This window comes from Moritella dasanensis ArB 0140 (genome assembly GCF_000276805.1).
GTDB classification, from domain to species: Bacteria; Pseudomonadota; Gammaproteobacteria; order Enterobacterales; family Moritellaceae; genus Moritella; species Moritella dasanensis.
This window is the reverse complement of sequence record NZ_AKXQ01000004.1, coordinates 119,290-143,670: the sequence shown is the minus strand read 5'-3', so window position 1 is coordinate 143,670 and position 24,381 is coordinate 119,290. Positions and strand designations below refer to the sequence as shown.

Below are 24,381 nucleotides of genomic sequence, written 5' to 3'. Positions count from 1 at the left end.
CTTGCCCTTCTGCTTGAAGAGCAGCATAAGATACTGAACCACCAGTATTTATAAGGACAGATAGAAATGAAGAGAAAATAGTTGCTGCTAAGATAGTGTTCTTCATTTTGACCCCTTTATTAATATTAAAGTCATACTTTATTATTAATATCGTTTTAAAATAAACTCTTACCCTTTAAGATATGACCGACCGTCAATTGCTAAGGATAAGCGATAAACATGCATAACAACCTTTCAATTCGTACTTATACAAGCCAAATACGCAGTCATTATCATGAGTTCCACCAGCTGGTATTACCCTTACATGGCGCAATTGATATTAAGGTTGGCGATTACACAGGTAAAGTAAGTATTGGTGATTGCGTGATCATTAAAGCAGGGCAGCAACATGACTTTCGGGCAGATGACGCCGCCCGTTTTATTGTGGTTGATATGGTAATTCTTCCAGATAATATTACCGCATCAAAGATTGAAAAGTTCTCGATTAACCCACCCCTGCTTGCTTATATACAATTCATCGACAAACAGCTGGCACATCAAGTCAATAAACAGCTTGAATCGACTGCGTTTGAATTGTTCTATCAACTCCTTGCTCAACAAACATGCCATGAACGCATCGACTCTCGAATAGCGGAGGTTATTCACTTTATTAAACAAGATCTCAGCATACTATTTAGCATTGAGCAGTTAGCTGACATTGCGTGCTTAAGCACAAGCCAATACAAAAAATTGTTCAAACAAAGTATGGGCATGACTACACATCAATATATCACCCAACTGCGTATGGAAAAGGCTTCAGCGCTGCTCGCTCATACCGACCTGCCAATTCGCATTGTCGCAGAGCAAATCGGCTACCAAGACCTATCGGCCTTTAGTCGACGTTTTTCGCGTTATTTTGGTCAATCTCCCAAAGCATTCAGCTATTAGTTAGCCAGCTATAAACAAGCAGCGTTTCAGCCAATAAAATCGTCCTTTCAGCAAACTAACGTGTTTATTCAAGCCTTATTATACGGTTTTAAATATGACTTCAGGATAATAACAATGGCTACACTATACGGTTTTATGGCAATTGGATTGTGGGGCACTTTAGCGCTGTTAGGCACAATAACGGCTAATATCCCTGCATTTCAATTGCTCTCACTTTGTTTTTCTATTTCCGCAGTCATTATCGTTATCAAACGAATTGCGATTAAAAAACCCATATTTACCAAACCATCGTTAACCCTAACACAGTGGCTGCTTGGCATAATTGGACTGTTTGGTTTCCACTTCTGTTATTTCATGGCGCTTAAATTCGCCCCCGTTATCGAGGTCAGCTTGATTGTCTATCTGTGGCCATTATTATTAGCCACACTAGTGGCGAACAAACAAAGTCGATTCAGAGCACTCATCGGCGGCAGCTTAGGCTTTATCGGCATCGCCTTCATTATTGTGGGCAATGGTGATTTAACATTAAATAGCGAATATCGTATTGGTTATTTGCTTGCGGCTATCTGCGCCATTATTTGGGGCTGCTATTCATGGTTTTTGTCTACATCAGACAACGAAGTTGAAGATATCGCTTGGTTATCTGCGGCAGTTGCTCTATTGGCATTGAGCGCGCATTGGCAATTTGAAACCAGTCATTGGAATTTTAGCCTATCGGAATGGGGCGGGATATTATTACTCGGATTAGGGCCGGTCGGCGGCGCTTTTTATTTATGGGACGTTGCCTTAAAAAAAGGCAATCAACAATTGTTAGCGTCATTGAGTTTTAGCACACCGCTCATCTCTTCTATCATCTTGGCTATTGCAGGTTTTAACGCTTGGTCTGTTAACATAGTTATTGCACTGGCGTTGATTTTAATCGGAGCCTTGATTGCTAATATGAAAGATAAACCAGCCACGATAAAAGTCTAGCTGGTAACTGGTCGACGTTATATTACTGCAATTTTTGTTTACGAAAGCTTGTTAAACAAACCACGTTATCAGGTATCACTTTCGGTACTTGTTTATTAACTGCAATCGGTTTTGGATAAGGGCTGGGAAAGTGGCCATTAGGTGTGTCAGGATAACTGTTTTGGGCTAAACCTTTGGCAAAACGAAATAAAGCATCTTCAAGTAAACGTTCGACCGGCACAAAGCGGCTATTACGCCCTTCTTTAGCAATACCTTTGCGCATTTCATTAATGTGCATAGACAAACCATATGCTTCATCATCGTTATAAGCCGTTACGTCATTATTGTCACTGCTTTGACGGATCCAAGATTCGGCATCGATAACATGACCATTAACACTCAAGTCGGTATTTTTAAACCAACAAAATTCCTTATCCTGTGTTGTAAATTCAGACGCTACTATGTCAGCAACCGATTCTTCAATCGCCCTACTATGTAGCATTAAATTAGCCACTTCAATAAATAGCCGCCCTAAAAAAAGCTCTTCAAATTCAGCTTGAGTTGGTGGCGCTAGATCAGGAAGAATAATGACATATCGGCTACGGGCTTCAACCGCAATAACGGTGCCGTTTCTATCATTGTTGTGGTTTTTTATTACATGACATTGCCAAGCAAGCGTTTCAGCATCTGTCGTAATCGTTTGGGTGCCAATACGTTTACCGTCGATACTGGTTATTCTATCTAAATCAAGTTTCATCCACTTACACAGCGCATTACTTGCCGATATTTGAATCTTCATCTTAAAATCCTATGCCTTCATTAACACTAAGCTATTCCTAACTAATACTAAGCCATTTCTAATTAATACTAAACTATTCCTAATTAATGCCTATCAAGAATCAATAAATAATATCAACATTGAGAGTATCGAAGGGGCATTTCTGAGGATAGCATCTCCAATTGCAGTGTTGAAAACAGCCTGTTAAACTACTCCCGTAAAATCACTTCGTATAATCCCAATAATATGGTTTGGGAGTTTCTACCAAGATCCTTAAACTCTTGATTATGAAGTCTGTAACTTTAAAACCTAAAATAATATATAAAGGTAGAGACTCATGAATTACTTTGACTTACCAAAGATTGACTTACATTGCCACCTAGACGGCAGTGTTCGCCCAGAAACAATCATTGCACTTGCTGCAGAACAAAACATTACCCTGCCAAGTAATGACATTGAAGAAATCAGAACCTTGATGATCGCACCAGAGACATGTACCGATCTTGGTGAGTACTTACAGCGTTTTGACTTACCATTATCAGTCATGCAAACAGCCGCTGGTATCGAACGCATTTCTTTTGAATTATTTGAAGATGCAGCACAAGAAAACGTCAAATACCTCGAAGTACGTTTTGGTCCAATGCTCCACCTTGAACAAGGTCTAACCCTAGAGCAGGTATTTGATAGTGTTGTTGCTGGGATGAAACGTGCCGAAGCGATGTATGACATCAAAGGTAACTACATTTTATCTATCTTGCGTCACATGCCAAAAGATAGAATTAAAGAAGTACTTGATACTGCGGCGAAATACTTAAACGACGGTATTGTAGCTTTCGATCTAGCCGGTGGTGAAGCACCAGGTTTCTGCGAGCAGTTTGTACCTTACGCACAATACGCGATTGAAAAAGGTTACCGTGTAACCATTCATGCAGGTGAGCAAGGCGTCGGTCAAAATGTATTTGATGCAGTGTCATTATTAGGTGCTGAACGTGTTGGTCACGGTATTCATATTACAGGCCATGAAGGTGCATACGAGCTGGTTAAAGCGCAAAATATTGCCTTAGAAACTTGCCCAAGCAGTAATGTGCAAACAAAAGCAGTTGATAATTTAGCGAGCCACCCAGTTAAAGCTTTCTATCAAGATGGTATTCAAATCACCATTAATACCGATAACCGTACCGTGTCAAATACCACAATGACAGATGAAGTACGTAAAGTGATGGAAGAGTTTAACTTAAGCCGTGAAGACTACTTCAATATTTACAACATCAGCATTGAACATGCATTCGCCTCTGACGAAGTAAAACAGCATTTATCGACGTTTTCTGAATAATAGCGACGTTTAATCACAAGGCGGGTGTTGAAATATTCACAATAAATCAATTTCACACCCGCCTTACAATTTCAGGTTTTAATTTTTAATCTCAGCCTTAAATCTAAATCTTATTCATGCTCTAGCCAATTATCTCATTCGTAATTTCGGTCATTTCATCGAACAGATTAACACCAATTACTTTTTTGTCTTTTCCTGCATCAACGTCGATAGTGAGCGTTTGCACTTCGGCACCAGAACTGCACAGCATTAACGGTACACCTGTAGGTGAAATAGCTTGGCTTTTGCCACAATAACTTCCGCTTATTGCCCTCGTATCTTCACGACCAATACGATTACAAGTAAAGACAAACATGCTGTTTTCGATAGCGCGAGCACGGGCAATATGCAAACTTTGTTCGCCACCAAAATTCGCTGGGTGCAACAGTACATCAACACCTTTTTCTGCATACAATCTTATGATCTCAGGAAACCATAAATCAAAACAAATAGCTAAACCAAATGTTACACCTAAATGCTCGAACGTAACTATGTCACGACCACGTGAAAAATACTGTTTATCCACATTTGTCAGTGCAATTTTTCGATATTTGTCTTTCAATCCATGTTTATCGACCAACACAGCGGTATTATAAAAACAGTCCCCTGCTTTTTCTGCAATACCAGCAACAATCACTACATCATGCAGCGTAGCTATTGCCTGTAGATCCCGTAATGTCTGACTATCGTCTAACGATTCAGAGAGTGCGTGGATCTCACTTGGATCATTAAACAAATATCCGGTACTAAAAAGCTCAGGTAACAACACAACCTCTCCTAATGAATCCGCTTCATTAAGTAGCTTTCGCACAGTTTCTATATTTGCCGTTTTATTCTTATAATTCACATCCATTTGGACGGTGGTAATTTTCACTATATTTCCCTTATTTACAACCTATGGAAAAGTCGCTATGTTAAACACGACTTAATCACCTAATAAGTATGTTGGTAACTCTGAGTAACCAAGGTGTGACTAAGGTACTAGACCACTGAAGCGATAATTAATTCTGTTTATATCCATAACTATTTTAAATCAATTCTTATTCAACTAAAGAGCAGTACACAAATAACGACGCCATGACGTTCTACATGACACATGTTTAATAACTCACAACGACTTAGATAATAAAAAAGAAGCTCATTATGGAAATAGTATTTTTAGGCACCTCTGCAGGTATGCCGACCAAAAATCGTAATGTATCTGGTTTAGCGATTCGCCGAGCTAATTCTAAGCAATGGTGCTTAGTTGATTGTGGTGAAGGTACGCAACACCAATTGCTGCATACCAAACTGTCGTTAGCACGCTTACAAGCCATCTTTATTACGCATGTGCATGGCGATCATTGTTATGGTTTACCTGGATTACTCGCCAGTGCGGCAATGTCTGGTAGAACCGAGCCTCTGTGGATTGTAGGGCCAACCGCCATTCAAACCTTCATAGAGGTAATGCAAACAGCGACCGACCTGCATTTAAGCTATGAACTCAAATATAAGCCTATTGATGATGATATTTGTTCACTGGAAGATTTAGCGATTGAGTTTGATGTCGAAGCCATTGAGCTATCCCATCGCGTACCTGCTTTTGCCTATAGCTTTAATGAAAACCGCTTAAGTAATAAGCTCGATACGGACAAATTAGCGCAGCATAAGGTCGCGCGTGGCAAGCTGTGGGGCGAGTTGCAACAAGGCTTAAATGTACAACTTGATGACGGCCGCATTGTTTATGCGCAAGATTACTTATTACCGCTGCACAATCCGCGTAAGATCATCGTCTCGGGTGATAACGATGATCCAACACTGCTGACTCAAGCCGCTAAAACAGCCAACGTGCTGGTACATGAAGCCACCTATACCGAAGATATCGCTATTAAAGTGGGGGCAGGCCCACAACATAGCTACGCCAAACTGGTGGCTCAGTTTGCTCATAATATCGGTCTAGATAACTTAGTATTGACTCACTTTAGTCCACGCTACCAAAATTCAATACACAGCAGCCCTTCAATTTTTGATATCGAAAACGAAGCGCGTACTGTTTATAGCAATAATCTTTTTTTAGCCAACGATCTTGATTGTTATAGTTTAAATAAACAAGGTCGGCTCACTAAAACGGCTAACAAGGGCTATTAACCAGAGCTAAGCACAAGGGCTATCAACAAGGACTATTAGCAAGTGCCCTTTCTCGTTGTTTTATGTCGTGCCAAACCACGGGGGCGACAATCACAAACAACACGATATTAGATAAAGGTAAGGCTAACCATATACCATTAACCCCAAACCACTGCGGTAAGAAATATAAAAACGGCAGTTGAATGAGCATATTACCCACCGATATTGCTAATGCTTTTGCGCCCTTGCCTATCGCCATGAAATACACCGATGCCAGTACAATCATGCCATCTAAAAACATCGCGAATAAATGTAAATGAATACCATTTTTAGCTTCTGAAATTAGCGTGGTACTCTCACTGGTGAAATCGTCACTGGTGAATAAACTGATCATCAGATTTGGCAACACATTTAAAACGATGATAAAACCAATACCGGTAATAACCGTGACTTTTATCGACATGAACAGCATCTTTTTGATATTTTCAAACTGTTGCGCACCAAAATAATAACTCACCGGTGGTTGCATGCCTTCTGCAATGCCTTCTGCGATCAAGTAATAAACCGTCATGATATAACCGACAATAGCAAACGCGCCCACCGTCACAGACGTGCCGTACTGCATGAATAAACGGTTATGCAGCGCAAACACAAAACTGGTATACAAATACATGACTAACGATGAGGCTCCTAAGCTAATAATTCGAGTTGCCATAAGCGGGTTAACTTTAACTAAACTCTTGTCTAATTTTAAACTTGAGTACTGAGACAAAAAGTAAATAATACCGAGAACCGCAACCACCGACTGGGCAATAATGGTCGCCAACGCAGCGCCTTCAAGTTGCCACTGCCACAAAACAATAAACACATAATCGAGCACAATATTTAATAACGCGCCAAGGATCATTAACGCCGTCGCCACCTTAGGACTTTCATCATTGCGCGCTAACATCGGAATAGCAGCGGCCATAATGGTGGCAATAGTACCGAAAGCAAAGACATTAACGTAATCTAGACCAAGCGTAAAAGTGATCCCATCGCCACCTTGAACCCGCAGTAAGTCCGCGCCCCATAATAATAAAGCAGCGGCGGAAAATACGGCTAATACCGTCATTAACACAAAACTTGTATTCAATGCTTGCTGCGCTGAAGCCTTGTCGTCTTCACCCCGTTTTATCGAAATAAGACTGCCACCGCCCATACCAATCATGATCCCTAATCCAGAGACCACAAAGGTGATCGGCCACGCCATATTGATCCCCGCAAGCCCTTCAACCCCAACATAATGACCAACAAAAATACCATCTATAATTTGATAAAGACCACTGACTAACATGGCTGCAATAGACGGGATCGCATAACGCCAAAAATAACGTTTTATCTGAGCATCGGATGCTACGTCACGCATGTTTTGCGTTAATGGATCTACTTGTAACTGCGATGAACTCACAAAAACCTCTAGTTAATATTGAATAGTTATTTATTTAATGGATTATGCTTGTTTTTGATAATGATGAAAGTTAGCATCCATCCGAATAACAGATAGGTGGATGCATTTACTGCCTAGCTGACTGCCTTAAATAGAACGATAGATAAGCGAGAAATAAAGTGAACTGGACTGTCGATCAATTAGAAGCATTCGTCACCGCGGTAAAACTCGGTTCTTTCTCTGCCGCAGCACGTCATTTGGGTAAAGCACAATCACGCGTCAGCACCGCTATCGCCAATTTAGAAGCGGATCTCGATATCACCTTATTTGATCGCAGTGCTCGACTACCGGTACTGACGCTAGCTGGTGAAGATATGTATGCCGAAGCTGAAGCTGTTTTACAACAATGCCAACGCCTGCAGTCTCGCGCATTGACAGTATCAGGCGGTGAAGAAATATCACTGACTATCGCAATGGATGAAGCAGCACCTCTTATGGCGTTTCAACATTTATTTAGTGATATAGCCAATAAATATCCATTACTTAAAATCAATATCATCAGTGGTTCACAAGCCGACATAGGTAAATGGGTCGATGAGAAAAAAGCCGACATTGGTATTTTGTTTCACTTAAAAACACTATTAGATTCGTTGGAGTTCATGTCGATTGGTAAATTCAGTCAAACCTTGATTGTAGCCCCCGAGCATCCTCTGGCTAAGATCCCGGCTCCTAAAATAGAGCAGTTGAATCAATTTCGAGAATTAGTCATTCGCGATCGAATGGGCATGACAGAAGCGAAAGCTATTTCTCCTAATCATTGGCACATTGACAGTTATTATTACATCACGGAGCTAGTTATTAGAGGAATCGGCTGGGCATTAGTGCCTGAACACGTCGCTAATATACACTGGTATGAAGGTGCCTTAGTAGAATTATCAACTGCCCACATTACTGACCCATTATTAATTGAAATGGGCGTTGTTAAACGTCGAGATCAAGCCAGTGGACCGGTTATGAACTGGATTTATCAAGCGCTAAGCAAGGGTGTTACTAAATAGTTAATATATTACCTATTGGTTAATTTTACGTAAAAAACCTCTGTTTTTTCGCTTAAATATTTTTGATAAATCTAAATAAACTGTAGATAACCTGCTTCATAGTGCAAAAAACTTGCAGAATATAGATTTTCATACCTTTTATGTTGCTTTATCGCAGTTTATTTGTCAGATTAATACTCACGTAACATATCAGTGACATATACTGCTGATAATGAATGGAATCAATTTTTCAGACTGGATGTAGAATCATCGAGTTATAAGGGTCTGGTAATGTCTTTATTAGAAGTAAAAAATCTTCGCATCGAATATCCGTCTCGACATGGTGTTCACGCAGCAGTGAAATCATTGTCTTTTTCTATCGAACGCGGTGAAATCGTTGGTGTAGTTGGCGAATCTGGTGCAGGTAAATCAACTGTGGGTAATGCCATTATTGATCTATTAAGCCCTCCAGGTGTGATCGCAAGTGGTGAAGTATTCCTCGAAGGTCAAAAAATATCAGGTTTAACACCGCAAGAGATGCGTTCAGTTCGTGGCTCTAAAATCGGCTTTATCTTCCAAGATCCAATGACATCGTTAAATCCACTGTTCACTATCGAACAGCAAATGACGGAAACCATCCTTGCTAATTTAAATGTAAGCAAAAAAGAAGCGGTTAGCCGTTCACTTAGCTTGATGGAGCAAGTGGGTATTCCAGAACCTGAATTACGTATTAAACAATATCCTCACCAGTTTTCTGGTGGTATGAGACAACGTGTGGTTATCGCCATCGCCCTGTCTTGTGAACCCGATTTAATCATTGCAGATGAACCAACCACTGCACTTGACGTATCAATTCAAGATCAAATTCTAACGCTGATCCGCGACCTATGTATCAAGAAAAACGTTGGCTGTATGCTAGTGACTCATGATATGGGCGTAGTATCCAACGTGACCGATAAAATCGCGGTAATGTACCGTGGTGACCTTGTTGAATTTGGTCCAACGAAGCAAGTGCTTAGCGACCCTGACCATGACTATACACGTAGTCTTATTTCTGCCGTACCGCGTTCAGATATCAAACTAGATCGTTTCCCGCTGGTTAGCTACATCGAAGAAGCGGTAGAAATGAAGCAAATCGATATTAAAAACCATTGGTTAGGTCAGAGCGAAGATCAACGTGAATTCACCGGCCCTCTATTAAGTGTTGACGATGTAAGCCTGCGCTTTGTGACTAAAGATTCATTCTTTGAAAGCAAACGTGAATACGTACAAGCGTCAAACAAAGTAAGCTTCGAGATCAATGAAGGTGAAACCTTCGGTCTAGTAGGTGAGTCAGGTTCAGGTAAATCAACCATCGCCCGTATTATCGCCGGTCTGTATGCACCAAACGAAGGTAAAATCACCTTTGAAGGTATTGATTTAACTGCATTGAAATCAGAAAAAGAACGTCGTCCTATTCGTCGTCAGATGCAAATGGTATTCCAAAATCCATACACATCGATGAATCCAAGAATGAAAGTGTATGACATTATTTCAGAACCGATTCGTTTCCATAAATTGGCCTCGTCTGAAACTGAAATTCGTCAAATCGTACACGATCTACTTGATCATGTTGGCCTAGGCAGAATGGCTGGCGTTAAATATCCGCATGAATTTTCTGGTGGTCAACGTCAACGTATTTCGATTGCTCGCGCATTGGCAACTCGTCCACGTTTATTAATTTGTGATGAACCAACATCAGCACTTGATGTATCAGTACAGGCGCAGATTCTTAACCTACTTAAAGATTTACAAGACGAACTTAATCTAACGATGTTATTCATCAGTCATGATTTACCGGTTATTCGTCAAATCAGTGACCGTGTGGGCGTAATGCAAAAAGGTAAGCTACTTGAAGTCGCGCCTACTGAAGAATTATTTACTAATCCACAGCATGAATACAGCAAACATCTTGTTTCGTTAATGCCTGAATTTAAAGGCTTACGTGACAAGCTAGCAAGCTAATTCTATTCGTGTTCTAGCTGTAAGAAAACACGAAAAAACAACCGTTAAATAATAACAAAAATAAACACATATGGGCGTTACGTCCCAGCATGAAGGAGTTATGCAAATGAAAACCTTAAAGACCAAACTAGCCATTGCCCTAATGGCCGCAGGCCTAAGCTTTAGCGCTGCTGCAGCAGATATTACTGTTGCTTATGATGCAGATCCAGTATCGCTTGACCCACATGAGCAACTATCTGGTGGTACACTACAGATGTCGCACATGCTGTTTGATCCTCTGGTTCGTTTTACCAAAGATTTCGATTTTGAAGGCCGTATCGCTGAAAAATGGGAACGTGTGAATGACACAACTTTCCGTTTTCACCTACGTAAAGGCGTAAAATTCCACTCTGGTAACCAACTAACAGCTGATGACGTTGTTTGGACATTCAACCGTCTACAATCGTCAGTTGATTTCAAAAACGTTTTCTCTCCATACGAAAAAATGACCAAAGTTGATGACTACACTGTAGAGATCGTATCTTCAGAACCGTACCCACTGGTACTACAGACAGCAACTTATATCTTCCCAATGGATAAGAAGTTTTACACTGGTAAAACTGACGGTAAAGATAAGTCTGAAATCGTTAAACATGGTAGCTCTTACGCTTCAACACACGTTTCAGGTACAGGTCCGTTCACTGTTGCTTCTCGTGAACAAGGTGTCAAAGTTGTATTCGAACGTTTCAACGATTACTGGGACAAGAAATCACCAGGTAACGTTGATAAGCTAACACTTGTGCCAATTAAAGAAGATGCGACACGTGTGGCTGCACTTCTTTCTGGTGACGTAGATATGATCCACCCTGTTGCACCAAACGATCAAAAACGTGTTAAAAACGCGAAGAATGTTGATCTAGTGACAGTATCTGGTACTCGTATTATCACATTCCAGATGAACCAAAACAGTAATCCGGCACTTAAAGATGTGCGCGTACGTCAAGCTATCGTACATGCAATCAATAACGACGCGATTGTTAAGAAGATCATGAAAGGCTTTGGTACAACAGCTGGCCAACAAGGTCCTGCTGGTTACTCTGGCTATGACGCTGACCTAGTGCCACGTTATGACTTGAAAAAAGCAAAACAGTTGATGAAAGATGCGGGTTATGAAAAAGGCTTCAAACTTTCAATGATGGCACCAAACAACCGTTACGTTAACGATGCAAAAATCGCCCAAGCGACTGCTTCAATGCTATCTAAAATCGGCATTAAAGTTGACCTTAAAACAATGCCGAAAGCACAATATTGGCCTGAGTTTGATCTTTGCGCAGCAGACATGATGATGATTGGTTGGCATTCAGATACTGAAGATTCAGCTAACTTCTCTGAATTCTTAACAATGACACGTGATGAAGAAACGGGTCGTGGTGCTTATAACTGCGGTCAATACTCAAACGCTGAAGTTGATAAGTTAGTAAACAGCGCAAATGCTGAAACAGACACAGCAAAACGTGGCGTTATGCTACAACGTGTTGAAAACATCTTGTATGAAGAAGCTGCTTTCGTGCCACTACATTGGCAAGATCTAGCTTGGGGCGCAAAATCGAATCTACAAATTGATCCGATTGTAAACGCACTAAACTTCCCGTACTTCGGTGACCTAGTAGTTAAATAACGTTAACTGCTAAGGGTATTTAATACCTGACTATGCGGTGTTTTTATCAATTCATAGCGATAAAAACACCGATTATTTTTACAAAAATATAGCTATAAAAGTTATAAATTTCATATTACTTTGGGAGACAAGGAATGTTCACATTTCTGATCAAACGCCTATTTCAGGCCTTGGTAGTAATGTTCGTGATCAGTTTGGTAGCATTTTCCATTCAAGATAATCTAGGCGATCCATTACGCGAATTAGTTGGCCAATCTGTTTCAGAAGATGAGCGACAAGCACTGCGTGATGAACTAGGTCTTAACGATCCGTACATGACTAAATATAGCCGCTTTCTTGTTAATGCATTACAAGGTGATTTAGGTACCTCGTATTTCTTTAAAAGACCTGCAGCTGAAGTTATTTTTGATAAACTTCAAGCAACGCTAGAACTCGTGTTCGGTGCCGCGGTCATTATTGTATTCGTGTCGATCCCATTAGGTGTCTACTCGGCGATTCATCCCAAAAGTGCAATAACAAAATTAATCATGGCAGTAAGTAGTATTGGTATTTCTGTACCGGTATTCTTAACTGCAATCATGCTGATGTATATTTTCTCTATCGAGCTTAATTGGCTACCGTCCTATGGACGTGGTGAAACCGTGAATGTCATGGGTTGGGAAACTGGTTTCCTCACTATGGATGGTTTCTTACACTTAATTTTACCAAGCATCTCATTGGCTTCTATCATGTTGCCGCTTTTCATCCGCTTGGTTCGCTCTGAAATGCTCGAAGCATTAAGTTCTGAATACGTCAAATTTGCCAAAGCCAAAGGCTTATCATTAAACAAGATTTACTACGTACATGCGCTTAAAAATACCATGTTACCAGTGATCACCGTTGGTGGTGTGCAGATCGGTACTATGATTGCTTATACAATTTTGACTGAAACAGTATTCCAGTGGCCTGGAACAGGTTTCCTCTTCTTAGAAGCGATTAACCGTGTTGATACACCACTAATTACGGCGTATGTGATCTTTGTAGGTTTAATCTTTGTAGTAACAAATACCATTGTAGATCTGTTATACGGGTTCGTTAACCCAACAGTAAACATCACCGGTAAAGGATAATGAGTATGAATACAGTAACATCTTCTCATGTCCCGACTCGTTGGGAACGCTTTAAAAATTCAGACCTTATCTATTATTTCTTAAGAGATAAGGTAGCAATGTTCAGTTTTGCGATCTTTTTAACATTCTTGATTGGCGCGTTCGCAGCACCATTGATTGCACCAACAGACCCGTATGATATTACCAGTATTGATATTATGGATTCTGAGCTCCCCCCTTCTTGGTTAGAAGACGGTGATGAACGTTTCCTATTGGGTACTGATGATCAAGGCCGTGATATTTTATCAACCATGCTTTATGGTTCACGTTTATCACTGACTATCGGTTTCTTAGCCGTTGGTGTGCAGTTAATCTTAGGTATCGTGATTGGTCTATCAGCAGGTTACTTCGGTGGCCGTATTGATAGCTTCCTGATGCGTTTTGCTGACGTCCAGCTCTCGTTCTCGACGATGATGGTGGCAATTATTGTCTCTGCCATCTTTAAAGCCAGTTTTGGTAGTGAGTTCTTTAGTCAATATGCCGTCGTCATGCTCGTGGTGATCATTGGTGTGGCTGAATGGCCGCAATATGCACGTACTATTCGTGCGTCGGTATTGGCTGAAAAGCAAAAAGAATATGTAGAAGCAGCACAAGTGATGGGCTTAAAATCGATGCGCATTATGTTTAGACACATACTGCCAAACTGTTTATCCCCTATCCTAGTGATTTCAACAGTACAAATTGCCAATGCGATCATGTCAGAAGCTGCGCTATCATTCTTAGGTTTAGGTTTACCGGTTGACCAACCTTCATTGGGTGCGTTAATCAGTACTGGCTTTAAGTACATCTTCTCTGGTGCTTGGTGGATCACAGCCTTCCCTGGTGTATTACTGGTTACACTAGTTCTAGTAATCAACCTACTGGGTGACTGGTTACGTGATGCGTTTAACCCGAAGATCTATAAAGGTTAAGTAAATAAACGTCATTGTTTATACGTAAGCAAATGATAATAATAAAAAAGCACTGTTCGTGAATACGTTCAGTGCTTTTTTTATATAATGAAAACAACCTTCCACAGTATTGCGATCTGTTACTCTTATCTTCCTGTCAGGACAAAGTCGCTTGGTAGTTATGCTACGACAAAGTCCCTTGGTGTTCACAGTCTTCACACGATCATCCTAAGCCATTGATGGACATAACTGGCTTAGCGCTTATGCTTCAAAGAATATAGTTCGCATTACATAAAGTATGATGAAATTGAGATTAACGCTGCGTTAAGTAGTGAGCAACACTGACACCTAACCTAAACCATTACGCCTTAAACGCCTTATTAAGGTAACGGTAGCTTGTACTCAACAGCATCTTTGACTTCACCATTAAGATCCGAATAATCTGCAATGTTCTTAATCTTGCTGAAACCATTGCGTTCAAGTACTTTTTGTGAGCCTAAATTGCTGCATAGAACCACTGCTGTCAAAGAATTCAACTTAGTCTCCGAGATCAAATATTCGACCAACATATCGACCGCTTTTGACGCAATACCTTTAGAGGTAAATTGTTCACCTATGCGATAACCTAGCTCACCAGAACATGTGTCAGTTTCAACTCGATGAACGTTGATCCGGCCACAAACTTCATTAGAATCACTACGGATAAGCATTGGATACATCTCACCTTTAGTATGCAGTGATAAATACTCGGAAATCTGCTCTCTCACACCTTGCGGAGTGTAGAAGGAGTCATCACGCGGCGGAACATGTTGCTCAAACCAAGAGCGATTAGTCAATTCAAAAGCTAAAAGCGAATCAACGTCTTCTAAGGAAATTGACTCAATTGATATATTCATTTTAGTTACCTTAAGCTCTGTATAGTAGGACGTCTCAAATCACCAAATCCGTTCACCATTTAAAATGACCTTTCATCCATTGAAAATAATCATTATATCAGCAATTTTTTATTGTCTGTTTCTAAAGGTCGAGACTGCTTTCACCAACATACCAATAACACTGTATAAAATCATCCTATCTAACCGTTTTATTAGAGCATAAATATGATCAACTCAGTTGGTAAATTTGCATGATAAAATGTATGGCAAATAGACATAATCATATTGTGAATGAGTAGCAAATCTAACAAGGAAAGGGGCAAAAGTGAGCCACATGACTGGTAAGTATAAAGATGGACATTCACGATAAAAAACGCCAGTATACCTAGATGCACGTTAATAATTCAACCACTTATGGTCAAGAGATGACTGACACCACGACAAATACCAGAATTAACCAGATCTGTTTCGGGAACCCAAAGGACTCATTGACGGTAGAGCATTTACCGTTGGAATCGCTTGAAAAAGATAACATTAGGGTCAAAATCGAAGCTACAAATATTAACCCAAGCGATCTGTTGTCTATTCATGGCATAGGTCAATATCGGCATGGTCATCAGCCACCCAGAGTTCCTGGATTCGAAGCCGTCGGGCAAGTCATCGAGTCTAACCATGAAAAATTTATCATAGGTCAAAGAGTCGTTGTGGCTACCAGTGGTACTTGGCAGAAATATATCGATGTATCACCAGATAACCTCTTTCATATTCCTCACCATCTGGAAAACGGCTACGCATGCCAATTATATATTAATGCGTTAACAGCTTGGGTTTTGACCACAGAAGTCGCTCAGTTGACAAGAGATGATGTACTGATTGTCAATGCAGGTAGTTCTGCTATAGGTAAGATTTTTGCGCAGTTATCTTCATCGCTGGGGTTTACTCTTCTTGTTGTAACTTCAAAACCTGAAACTTATGCATATGATTCAAGCATTGTCATAGATGCTAAAGGTGATCTAATTACTCAAATTCAACAGCTCAATTTGCCTAGACCCAATGTAGCATTTGATGCTATTGGAGGCAAAGTGGGCACTGAACTGATTCATACCGTGGGTATCAAGGGTCGGTATATCAACTATGGAACTCTTTCACTGGAATTTTATGAGCCTCGTTTTTATGAATATGCGAAAAACCAGAATATCGATTTCAGTACATTTTTCTTACGTTACTGGGAAAACACGGTTGGTAAAGATGTCAGACGTGAAAAATTTACGATGATGTTAGACCATTTCATAATCAATAAGATACAGCTAGATGTAGACCGCTGTATTCCATTAGATCAAGTTCAATCAGCTATTGAACTTATTGAGTCTAAATCTACACCTATACATGGGAAAATCATTTTGCTCCCAATGTAGGATAGATATGACAGTTTACGATTAGTTGTCATGAGAAAAAGTATCGAATATTTGGTCGTATAATTTACAACTGAGTATTTACGTTAAATCAGAATGGGGCAAATTTGGCTTAGCGTGATTGCACTAGCCAGATCTGGATCTGGCCAAATTAGCGGTAAAAAATAAAGAAGGCTTCTAATATCAATTTAGAAGCCTTCTTTTCGTAGGTCTATAGCTTAGGTCATAGCCCTACCGTATTATTTAAAACAATGTGTAATTACGCTTGAGCTGTTGTCATATCTTCAGCTTCTTTACTCTTCTCAAGCATCTTACGAATAACAAATGATGCTAGGAATGCGACAAATACCATTACCACAGCTAAACCTGTTAATAGGCTGAAGTAGTCACCGTAAACTGTTTGCACAACTTCTTGCGTGATCACCTGCCCCTTCTCCATCGCAATTGAAGTAGAGAATACCGCACCAACGATACCACTCATTGCCATAGCGACTGAGTATAGGCTTACCGAGAAGTTTTCGATGTGTTTCGGTGCTACAGACAAGATGAATGCTACAACCATACTGCCCACAATCACTTCAGCAAATGCTTGGAAGAAATGAATCACCATAAAGATTTCAGGGCGAATAACAGCATCTTCACCAACATTCAATACAGCCATCGTCAGGATACCAAACGCGATTGCCGTTAAGATAAATGCGAAACCGATTTTAGTGGCTGTCGTAAAGTTAATATTGCGTTTTTCAAGTGATAAGAATACATATACGATCACTGGACCACCAACGATACACCAAAGTGAATTCATTGCCATTGCCGCTTCAGGTGCGATTGGGATAAACCCGAACAAATCACCACGCATAGTATTAATTGTTACCATCGTCATTGACGTCATCATTTGGCCGTAATAAACAAAGAAAGCCGTTGTTAATACAGTCATGATAAGGATAGTACCCATCTTTAATGCATCTGCACGTTCCGATTTAAGCATTAATGAGATGAAGTAAAGGATCGCTGATGCACCAATTGCGTAGATGATATTCTGGCCAATATCCATATTTGAAAACATGAAGAATACTAAACCGATCATGGCAACAGATAACACAGTGAATGCAATCCAATTTTTAGTGCTTACAGGTGCTTGATCAATCTCAGCGCCTACTGTTGATAATGGTTTACGTGAAACGACTAGAATAGCAAAAGCAATGAAAGCCATCACAGCAGATAACATGAAACTGCCATTAAAACCAATTGCAAGTACGAACATTGGGAATAAATATTGCCCTAAAAATGCACCTACATTGTTAACTGAATAATTAACTGGATAACCGTTTTCAAAATCTTCTTGGCTGGCGAATGTACGTTTGTACAAACTTGGATATGAAGGCGACATAAGACCACGGCCGTAACTGGCTAGCGCAATACCAACCAGACACAACTCTACATTACCTGCCGATGCTCCGAAAACAAGTAAGCCGTAACCCATGGCAAAGGCAAGATAAGCAATCGTTAACGAGCGATAAGCACCTAAGAACTTATCTGCAATGAAACCACCAGCAATAGCAAACAACGGACCAATAGCTGAAAATGCGCCAACAACCATCATGGTGTCAGCTTCGCTATACCCCAAATCTTCTAAAAAGAAGCGGGTTAAAATAATCATTACGCCGTAGAAAGATAAGCCAAACAGCATCTGGCAACACATCATAGATTTATTCAGTCGATTCCACATAATTAATCTCTTTTATTATGGATAAGTAAAGAAAGGTAAACTCGACAAGATATTAACACTTAAGAAGTACCTAATAAGTGGCTTCGATCGCACAATTAAAACAAAACCAGTTTATATATCTAAATAGCTACTAGTTTATGAAAACTAATGACCAATAACCAAACGAAAAGCAGCTTGAAACACCCGTTTAGTTCAATTTTACGATATTATATATCACCATATATTATCAAGCATTGAACGAGACTCATATCGACAAAAATGAATACACCAATCATTTACCACTTACTTAATAATGAGTTACACTTAAGAAAGGCAAGCATAAAATAGGCGCTATATGTCATCTAGAACAGCAAAACCACAGGGCTTACCCTTATTGAATTAGCTATTACCATCATCATTTTGGCGGTACTAGCGGCTGTAGCGATCCCTAAATTTATTAATTTTCGTGAAGATGCAGAGATTAGTCGCGTTAAAGCAATTGCGGCGGCTTACCAAGAGGCTGTGGGTTTTGTGCAAATACGCTACCAAATTCTAGGTCTTAGTGAACACATGGCGGATATCCCAGGCTATGCAGATAACTCTATTGATGTAAATCCAAGCGGATTCCCAATAGGCATCGACAAAGGCGGACCTAATAAGATTATAAAAAATACTAAAAACATAGGGCAACAGGATAAGGGTTGTGTGGAATTATGGAAGATCTTGTTGAACGCACCACCATCTGTATCGCTAAAAGATGATGGAAAAGATTTTACCGCTTATCGCCACAAAGCCGATGGGGGCAGTGATAAAAGCCAATGTACTTACGTCCTAAGAACCTTAGGCGATACTCAGAATAGAAAAAATGCAGACATATCTATAAACTACGATTCAGAAACTGGACGGGTTACAACTTTATTTAAAGATTAATTTAGACTTTAACTGAAGCTTAAGTCATCATTTAGATTTTAATAACTCTATAACCAAAAAAGCCTGCTTATATAAGCAGGCTTTTTAATATGGGGCGACTGAAGGGGATTGAACCCTCGACAACCGGAATCACAATCCGGGGCTCTACCAACTGAGCTACAACCGCCATTAACTATCGACTTATCCCGCTAAACATTGTTAGCCAGACCGTCTATTGTTTCGACAGAGAGATTATGCCGCAGTTAGTTTCCACAAGCAAGCCAGCTTATGTCGCATGCACACTTTACACGCCCTTCGATTCAAATTTAAGCAAATGAGTTATGCAAGGGCACAAAACCAAGTCATAAACTTCATTACGCTTTCTTTAAACTCATATTTTTCCTTGTTGTGACTAAGTTACCGCAACTCTTTACGACCATTATTCACTTCAACGATTTATGATTATTATTTACGCCAACTGTTTATCACTATTATTTACGGCAATTATTTATGTTAATAATAGTCAATTAGATATATACACCTAATTTCCTGTGCTATTGCTACTACCACAGCGGTCACCATAAATAGTGGCTTTATAGCAAAAGCTAAGCAGATATTGAGGTAACAAAGATCATGAGTGAACAAATACTAAATATTGCAGATAATTTTTGGAATATACGCGGCGATTTTAAAATTGGCGGTATCTTAAACATAGGCACTCATGCTTCGATTGTACGCTGTGAAAATGGTAAGTTCGTTTTGCTTGATGCCTACACATTAACCGGCAAACTTAAAAACCAAGTCGATGCGTTAACCAATAATGGTGCAGATCTGGACGCCATCATTAACTTGCACCCTTTCCATACTATCCATGTACAAAAAGTACATGCGCAGTACCCGAACGCTAAACTCTACGGAACTCAGCGTCACCTAAACAAATTTCCCGACTTGCCTTGGCAATCACAGCGCACTGAAACAAGCGAGTTTGCCGCGTTATATGCTGACGATTTTGAGTTTTCTGTACCGGCTGGTGTTGATTTCATTTCAAGTAACGAAAACTTACATTTTTCATCGGTACTTGCTTATCACAAAGCATCTAAAACCATACACGTGGATGATACTTTAATGTACTTGAAGTTCCCTAGTATCATTGGTGTACTCAAAAAGCCAGAAGTCGCATTTCACATGACCTTGCCACAAACACTAGCAAAAAGAGCGGGCGCAGCACAAGACTTCCGAAATTGGGCAACCCAATTAATCACACAATGGGCAGATGCTGAAAACTTATGCGCCGCGCACTCATCAACCTTATTAAGAGATAAACACGCGTCGCCTTGTGTCGCCGATAAAATAGCATTAGCGTTAAAAAAGGTAGAGCGAACATTACAAGCGCATGAGCGTAAGTTTGGTTAATACGCTTAAAACATATTATTCAGCGCGATACCAATACCAAAGCGCGTCTGACTGTGGTTGTAATCAATCAGGCTTTCACCATAGCCATTAAACACAGTGATGTAACCTTTCAACTTACCATATAAAGGCGTTGTTAGGTTTACCTGCACCGAGCCATTATTGGTTGCAAAGTTTTGGCGCATCTCCGCGCTCAGTTCATATTTACCAAATGCGTAACCGATACCATATTCGACATTACCCATATAATCAGCGATATCCGGGTTATCGTCCCCTTTTGGACTGGTACCAACTTTCTCATCTTCAGCTAGACGATACCAAGGTCTCACACTCCAGACTAAGTTGCCTTGTTCATAGATAAACTCAGCGTAAACTCGATTCCATGAGCGAGAAAGGCTACCAGAACGTCCATTTGATTGATGCTCAAAACCAACCATTACTCCGGTATTCGCATCATTAGGGTGCCAATCAAGTGGTGCTACATAGAACACCTCAGGACGGTAATTTGTTTCTCGGAAGGGACTCGATATATCCTTAGCATAAACTTGCCACCAAGCTTCGATAGTGAATGCTGCATAGATACGATCGCCGTCAACAAGCAAAGAACTGTAACTTAACGGTAACTTAAGACTTAATTGAAATTTGGATTCGACCGTCTTGTAACCATCGTCCAAGGCTTCTGTGTCTTTATAAGCTTCGGGATTAACTTCATTCGTACTGTAAACTGGTAGAATGTAATTCATTCGATGAGGAGTAAGCACAAATTCCGACGAATCATTCTGGCGTTCCTCAACAATACGTCTTGTTAATACCCCTGCTTTTACTTTTTTACCGCGGATGATGACAGTGCCATCTTCATCAAGGCTGCTTTGTGCTGCGCATATGCCTCTTATTTCACCTAATGTCATTTCTGCTGGACTGGCTTCGACTTGCTTGTCAATACACTCACTTTCCGTGGCTGCCTGTACTTGAGCACTCAGCCCAAAAAATAGCGGTAATAAACTTACTATTTTGTAATTTAATCGTCGCAAAATTGATTCCATTCATTATTGTTTTTAAACTCTAATATCCACTTAGAGTACGCGGTTACAAATATTATTCTACCTTATTGAGACAGCTCAAGCTACGATTTACGCGTGCGCTTCAATCATCGACGCGTGAGTAAATTAAAGGCGAGATGAAGTCCCTTAATATTTGAATCTAAGTTCGCTATCGATTCGCACTACCAAACACTACACATAAATTGATGAACCATGAAAATAGTTTAAAAACGACATTACGTACTAAATTCACACAGAAAACCATTTAATACCAACCAATATGTTTAAGAAGCATTCTATAATAGCTGAGGGTAATGATAAATCGACAAAGCATGATATATTCTATCACTGTTTTTATTTAACCTATCAATCGCAGATAGCCAAATTACAAACCTTGCGATGCATATACAATGCATAGACGTAACGTTTGTCTACATACTTAAGCTTCGCGCTTAACGCAATTTAAGAAAACTTAAAAACCAGTATGGAATACCCAGCCATCAATGATGATGCTGTTCACTTCCATCTGCCAGGATCCATTCATTCTGCAGCAATAGTCTGTCAATTTTTAAGTTTAATTTTAATCACACCATCAGCTTTATTACCTGTTCATTCAGGTTCGCTTTAGATTGAGCGTGTTATGTAAGACTGTATAAAGACCAAGAGGTAATATGAATACTATTTATTCAATTGGTGAACTAGAATCTTTTTTGATCGCTTTTTTAGTGCTGTTTATTGGGCATATCTTTAATAAGAAAATATCGCTACTGCAACGATTTAATATCCCAGAACCGATAGTTGGTGGATTAATCGTCGCCATCATCATCACTATTTTACACTTTCAAAATATAACGCTTGAATTCTCTCTGCCTCTACAAAGCACATTAATGCTTATGTTCTTTAGTACCGTAGGCCTAGCGGCCAGTTACACCCAACTACTAAAAGGCGGCACAAAGGTTTTCCTTTTCTTAGCGGTGGCTTCGCTTTACATTATTATTCAAAACGGTATCGGGATTAGCTTAGCGACAATGCTGGGCTTAGAGCCTATCTTCGGCTTAATTGCAGGTTCAATCACCTTATCTGGTGGTCACGGGACTGGCGCGGCTTGGTCGCAAACATTCTACGAAATGTACGGGATAAATACCCTTGAACTGGCGATGGCCGCAGCAACGTTTGGCTTAGTGATAGGTGGTATTATCGGTGGGCCGGTTGCCCAACGTCTTATCTCTAAAAACAACTTAGAATCCGAGTACGGTATTGGTACCAATCACCATGAAGAGTTTCCAGAACTCGTCACCTACAATGAATTGGAAGAAGACCGCATCACGGGTAAAAGTATCATCGAAACACTGTTTATTTTACTAACGTGTGTCGTTGGTGCAGGTTATGTCGAACAAGCGGTATCATTACTCAACATCACTTGGTTACGTATTCCTGACTTTGTATATGCACTATTCTTAGGCGTGATCTTTACCAATACAACGGAAGTAACCAAGAGTTATAAAGTCAATACTGAAGCGGTTGATATTCTAGGCACAGTGGCTTTATCGCTGTTCTTAGCCATGGCCTTGATGAATCTTAAATTATGGAATATTTTTGATTTAGCCTTACCATTGCTTATCATTTTGTCAGTGCAGGCTGTTGTATTAGCGCTATTCTCGTATTTTGTAACGTTTAGATTAATGGGCTCAAACTACGATGCCGCTATTATTGCCGGCGGTCACTGTGGTTTTGGTCTTGGTGCCACACCAACAGCGGTAATGAACATGGGTTCACTCGTGTCACGCTACGGTCCTTCACCACAAGCATTTATGGTAGTGCCTATTGTTGGCGCATTCTTCATTGATATTGTGAATTTAATTATCCTACAAGGCTACATTAGCTTTATCGGCTAAACTAAGTGCTTATCTGGTCTGCTATGCAGTAGATCAGCTAAGCACAACTTCACCAGTAACCCCTTTCTCACCGACTTAACATCCCTCTCAACGCTTCACTCGATACACGCGGCGAATACAAATAACCACGTAAACGACAGCAAGAATAACCGGTAAAACCCACAGCACGTTGGTTAAAAAAGGTAAAGTATCAGGGCTATCTTGCCCCGCATAAGCCAAGCTATAGGTATTAACTAAAGACCACATGAATACTAAAAATACCGTTTTAATGACTGATATCAATCGCATAACCACTCCTATTCGACAATGGTGATTAATGCACTGTAGCATTAGGCTCAGCAAGCCACTCGGGGGATATTTGTAAAGCATCAAAACAAGATTCACAGATAGGATGGCGACGACTAAAGTCTAATAATGGCACTAAAGTGACTTTAATCGCTTGGGTTGCTAATGCTTTTAAGGTGTCCGATACGTACTTACCGCCTAATAATGACATCATCCACTGATGAGGCAGAGTCAAGTATCGCAGTGCGGTATAAGGCTGGTCTTGCGCTTCATACAGCGCAGCTAAGTTATGTTGAACCGATATCCACGCCATTAATAAAGCTTCATTCTCAGGTTTATCTTGCCATTGTTGCTGTATCTGTTCAACTGCATGTTGATAATACAATTCTGCATCTTGCCATGACTTATCATTAAAACAACGATGACCATCTGCCATCAACACTTCCCAAGTTTGCATAATCACACTCCAAATAATAATAATTCTCATTTATATTTGATAATGGTTATCATGTAAAGCTAAATCGATATAAAAGACAATATAATTTAAA

21 protein-coding genes, 1 tRNA gene and 1 riboswitch are annotated in these 24,381 nt (G+C 40.1%); of the genes, 13 read left to right on the top strand and 9 right to left on the bottom strand.

The annotated features are described in order from the left end of the window. Nucleotides 1-219 precede the first annotated feature (219 nt). Both A923_RS0104745 and A923_RS0104740 read left to right on the top strand, forming a co-directional pair. Entirely contained in the window at nt 220-927 is a 708-nt protein-coding gene (locus A923_RS0104745; protein WP_017220510.1) for an AraC family transcriptional regulator, read from the top strand. Between the two features lie 114 nt (nt 928-1,041). Then, the gene (locus tag A923_RS0104740; protein ID WP_017220509.1) at nt 1,042-1,899 is read left to right on the top strand and encodes a DMT family transporter; all 858 of its coding nucleotides are present in this window, start codon (nt 1,042-1,044) and stop codon (nt 1,897-1,899) included. 22 nt (nt 1,900-1,921) lie between these two features. Here A923_RS0104740 and A923_RS0104735 read toward each other — a convergent pair whose 3' ends face one another. Continuing rightward, nucleotides 1,922-2,677, bottom strand: coding sequence for a DUF6933 domain-containing protein (locus A923_RS0104735; RefSeq protein WP_017220508.1), 756 nt, complete (start codon nt 2,675-2,677; stop codon nt 1,922-1,924). Nucleotides 2,678-2,864: 187 nt separating this feature from the next. Further along, nucleotides 2,865-2,964: riboswitch (purine riboswitch) on the top strand. Nucleotides 2,965-2,993: 29 nt separating this feature from the next. On the opposite strand from A923_RS0104735, the gene add reads away from it, so the two are divergent. Beyond that, nucleotides 2,994-3,989, top strand: a complete 996-nt coding sequence (gene add, locus A923_RS0104730; protein ID WP_017220507.1) for an adenosine deaminase — start codon at nt 2,994-2,996, stop codon at nt 3,987-3,989. Nucleotides 3,990-4,110: 121 nt separating this feature from the next. Here add and A923_RS0104725 read toward each other — a convergent pair whose 3' ends face one another. Further along, nucleotides 4,111-4,902 carry a carbon-nitrogen hydrolase family protein gene (locus A923_RS0104725; RefSeq protein WP_017220506.1) on the bottom strand — a complete coding sequence of 264 codons (792 nt, stop codon included), beginning with the start codon at nt 4,900-4,902 and terminating at the stop codon, nt 4,111-4,113. Between the two features lie 269 nt (nt 4,903-5,171). On the opposite strand from A923_RS0104725, the gene A923_RS0104720 reads away from it, so the two are divergent. Then, on the top strand, nt 5,172-6,155 hold the full coding sequence (locus A923_RS0104720) for a ribonuclease Z (protein ID WP_017220505.1): 984 nt from the start codon (nt 5,172-5,174) through the stop codon (nt 6,153-6,155). A 22-nt stretch (nt 6,156-6,177) separates the two neighbouring features. Here A923_RS0104720 and A923_RS0104715 read toward each other — a convergent pair whose 3' ends face one another. Continuing rightward, nucleotides 6,178-7,584, bottom strand: coding sequence for an MATE family efflux transporter (locus A923_RS0104715; protein ID WP_017220504.1), 1,407 nt, complete (start codon nt 7,582-7,584; stop codon nt 6,178-6,180). Between the two features lie 158 nt (nt 7,585-7,742). Here A923_RS0104715 and A923_RS0104710 point away from each other — a divergent pair, with 158 nt between their 5' ends. From A923_RS0104710 to A923_RS0104690, 5 genes are all read left to right on the top strand, one after another. Next, entirely contained in the window at nt 7,743-8,621 is an 879-nt protein-coding gene (locus A923_RS0104710; RefSeq protein WP_017220503.1) for a LysR family transcriptional regulator, read from the top strand. 270 nt (nt 8,622-8,891) lie between these two features. Next, nucleotides 8,892-10,604: a dipeptide ABC transporter ATP-binding protein gene (locus A923_RS0104705; protein WP_017220502.1), complete on the top strand. Its 1,713-nt coding sequence runs from the start codon at nt 8,892-8,894 to the stop codon at nt 10,602-10,604. Between the two features lie 106 nt (nt 10,605-10,710). Further along, nucleotides 10,711-12,261, top strand: a complete 1,551-nt coding sequence (locus A923_RS0104700; RefSeq protein WP_017220501.1) for an ABC transporter substrate-binding protein — start codon at nt 10,711-10,713, stop codon at nt 12,259-12,261. 134 nt (nt 12,262-12,395) lie between these two features. Further along, a complete protein-coding gene (locus tag A923_RS0104695) occupies nt 12,396-13,370 on the top strand; it encodes an ABC transporter permease (protein WP_017220500.1) in 975 nt (324 codons plus the stop codon). Between the two features lie 5 nt (nt 13,371-13,375). Further along, nucleotides 13,376-14,320: an ABC transporter permease gene (locus A923_RS0104690; protein WP_017220499.1), complete on the top strand. Its 945-nt coding sequence runs from the start codon at nt 13,376-13,378 to the stop codon at nt 14,318-14,320. A gap of 359 nt (nt 14,321-14,679) precedes the next feature. Here the strand turns inward: A923_RS0104690 and A923_RS0104685 are convergent, their stop codons facing one another. Continuing rightward, nucleotides 14,680-15,195, bottom strand: a complete 516-nt coding sequence (locus tag A923_RS0104685; RefSeq protein WP_017220498.1) for a GNAT family N-acetyltransferase — start codon at nt 15,193-15,195, stop codon at nt 14,680-14,682. Between the two features lie 404 nt (nt 15,196-15,599). On the opposite strand from A923_RS0104685, the gene A923_RS0104680 reads away from it, so the two are divergent. Then, the gene (locus tag A923_RS0104680) at nt 15,600-16,589 is read left to right on the top strand and encodes a zinc-dependent alcohol dehydrogenase family protein (RefSeq protein WP_017220497.1); all 990 of its coding nucleotides are present in this window, start codon (nt 15,600-15,602) and stop codon (nt 16,587-16,589) included. A gap of 256 nt (nt 16,590-16,845) precedes the next feature. Here the strand turns inward: A923_RS0104680 and A923_RS0104675 are convergent, their stop codons facing one another. After that, nucleotides 16,846-18,315 (bottom strand): peptide MFS transporter, encoded by a 1,470-nt coding sequence (locus A923_RS0104675; protein WP_017220496.1) that lies wholly within the window; start codon nt 18,313-18,315, stop codon nt 16,846-16,848. Between the two features lie 399 nt (nt 18,316-18,714). Between A923_RS0104675 and A923_RS0104670 the strand changes: the two genes are divergently transcribed. Continuing rightward, complete coding sequence (locus A923_RS0104670; RefSeq protein ID WP_017220495.1) at nt 18,715-19,224, top strand: hypothetical protein; 510 nt, start codon at nt 18,715-18,717, stop codon at nt 19,222-19,224. Between the two features lie 90 nt (nt 19,225-19,314). Here A923_RS0104670 and A923_RS0104665 read toward each other — a convergent pair. Further along, a tRNA-His gene (locus A923_RS0104665) sits at nt 19,315-19,390 on the bottom strand. 446 nt (nt 19,391-19,836) lie between these two features. Here A923_RS0104665 and A923_RS0104660 point away from each other — a divergent pair. After that, nucleotides 19,837-20,616, top strand: coding sequence for a hypothetical protein (locus A923_RS0104660; protein WP_017220494.1), 780 nt, complete (start codon nt 19,837-19,839; stop codon nt 20,614-20,616). A 5-nt stretch (nt 20,617-20,621) separates the two neighbouring features. Here the strand turns inward: A923_RS0104660 and A923_RS0104655 are convergent, their stop codons facing one another. Further along, on the bottom strand, nt 20,622-21,656 hold the full coding sequence (locus A923_RS0104655) for a phospholipase A (protein WP_026006064.1): 1,035 nt from the start codon (nt 21,654-21,656) through the stop codon (nt 20,622-20,624). A gap of 668 nt (nt 21,657-22,324) precedes the next feature. Between A923_RS0104655 and gltS the strand changes: the two genes are divergently transcribed. Further along, a complete protein-coding gene (gene gltS, locus A923_RS0104650) occupies nt 22,325-23,548 on the top strand; it encodes a sodium/glutamate symporter (RefSeq protein WP_017220492.1) in 1,224 nt (407 codons plus the stop codon). Between the two features lie 87 nt (nt 23,549-23,635). Here the strand turns inward: gltS and A923_RS0104645 are convergent, their stop codons facing one another. Together A923_RS0104645 and A923_RS0104640 are read right to left on the bottom strand one after the other, a co-directional pair. Continuing rightward, nucleotides 23,636-23,836, bottom strand: a complete 201-nt coding sequence (locus A923_RS0104645; RefSeq protein WP_017220491.1) for a hypothetical protein — start codon at nt 23,834-23,836, stop codon at nt 23,636-23,638. Nucleotides 23,837-23,861: 25 nt separating this feature from the next. Further along, a complete protein-coding gene (locus A923_RS0104640) occupies nt 23,862-24,290 on the bottom strand; it encodes a hypothetical protein (RefSeq protein WP_017220490.1) in 429 nt (142 codons plus the stop codon). Between the last annotated feature and the right edge of the window lie 91 nt (nt 24,291-24,381).

Bases quoted from the DNA above. Each gene is read 5' to 3' on its own strand.
- A923_RS0104745 (WP_017220510.1), top strand. From the start codon at position 220: ATGCATAACAACCTTTCAATTCGTACTTATACAAGCCAAATACGCAGT.
- A923_RS0104740 (WP_017220509.1), top strand. From the start codon at position 1,042: ATGGCTACACTATACGGTTTTATGGCAATTGGATTGTGGGGCACTTTA.
- A923_RS0104735 (WP_017220508.1), bottom strand. From the start codon at position 2,677: ATGAAGATTCAAATATCGGCAAGTAATGCGCTGTGTAAGTGGATGAAA.
- add (WP_017220507.1), top strand. From the start codon at position 2,994: ATGAATTACTTTGACTTACCAAAGATTGACTTACATTGCCACCTAGAC.
- A923_RS0104720 (WP_017220505.1), top strand. From the start codon at position 5,172: ATGGAAATAGTATTTTTAGGCACCTCTGCAGGTATGCCGACCAAAAAT.
- A923_RS0104705 (WP_017220502.1), top strand. From the start codon at position 8,892: ATGTCTTTATTAGAAGTAAAAAATCTTCGCATCGAATATCCGTCTCGA.
- A923_RS0104700 (WP_017220501.1), top strand. From the start codon at position 10,711: ATGAAAACCTTAAAGACCAAACTAGCCATTGCCCTAATGGCCGCAGGC.
- A923_RS0104695 (WP_017220500.1), top strand. From the start codon at position 12,396: ATGTTCACATTTCTGATCAAACGCCTATTTCAGGCCTTGGTAGTAATG.
- A923_RS0104690 (WP_017220499.1), top strand. From the start codon at position 13,376: ATGAATACAGTAACATCTTCTCATGTCCCGACTCGTTGGGAACGCTTT.
- A923_RS0104685 (WP_017220498.1), bottom strand. From the start codon at position 15,195: ATGAATATATCAATTGAGTCAATTTCCTTAGAAGACGTTGATTCGCTT.
- A923_RS0104680 (WP_017220497.1), top strand. From the start codon at position 15,600: ATGACTGACACCACGACAAATACCAGAATTAACCAGATCTGTTTCGGG.
- A923_RS0104675 (WP_017220496.1), bottom strand. From the start codon at position 18,315: ATGTGGAATCGACTGAATAAATCTATGATGTGTTGCCAGATGCTGTTT.
- A923_RS0104660 (WP_017220494.1), top strand. From the start codon at position 19,837: ATGAGTGAACAAATACTAAATATTGCAGATAATTTTTGGAATATACGC.
- A923_RS0104655 (WP_026006064.1), bottom strand. From the start codon at position 21,656: ATGGAATCAATTTTGCGACGATTAAATTACAAAATAGTAAGTTTATTA.
- gltS (WP_017220492.1), top strand. From the start codon at position 22,325: ATGAATACTATTTATTCAATTGGTGAACTAGAATCTTTTTTGATCGCT.
- A923_RS0104645 (WP_017220491.1), bottom strand. From the start codon at position 23,836: ATGCGATTGATATCAGTCATTAAAACGGTATTTTTAGTATTCATGTGG.
- A923_RS0104640 (WP_017220490.1), bottom strand. From the start codon at position 24,290: ATGCAAACTTGGGAAGTGTTGATGGCAGATGGTCATCGTTGTTTTAAT.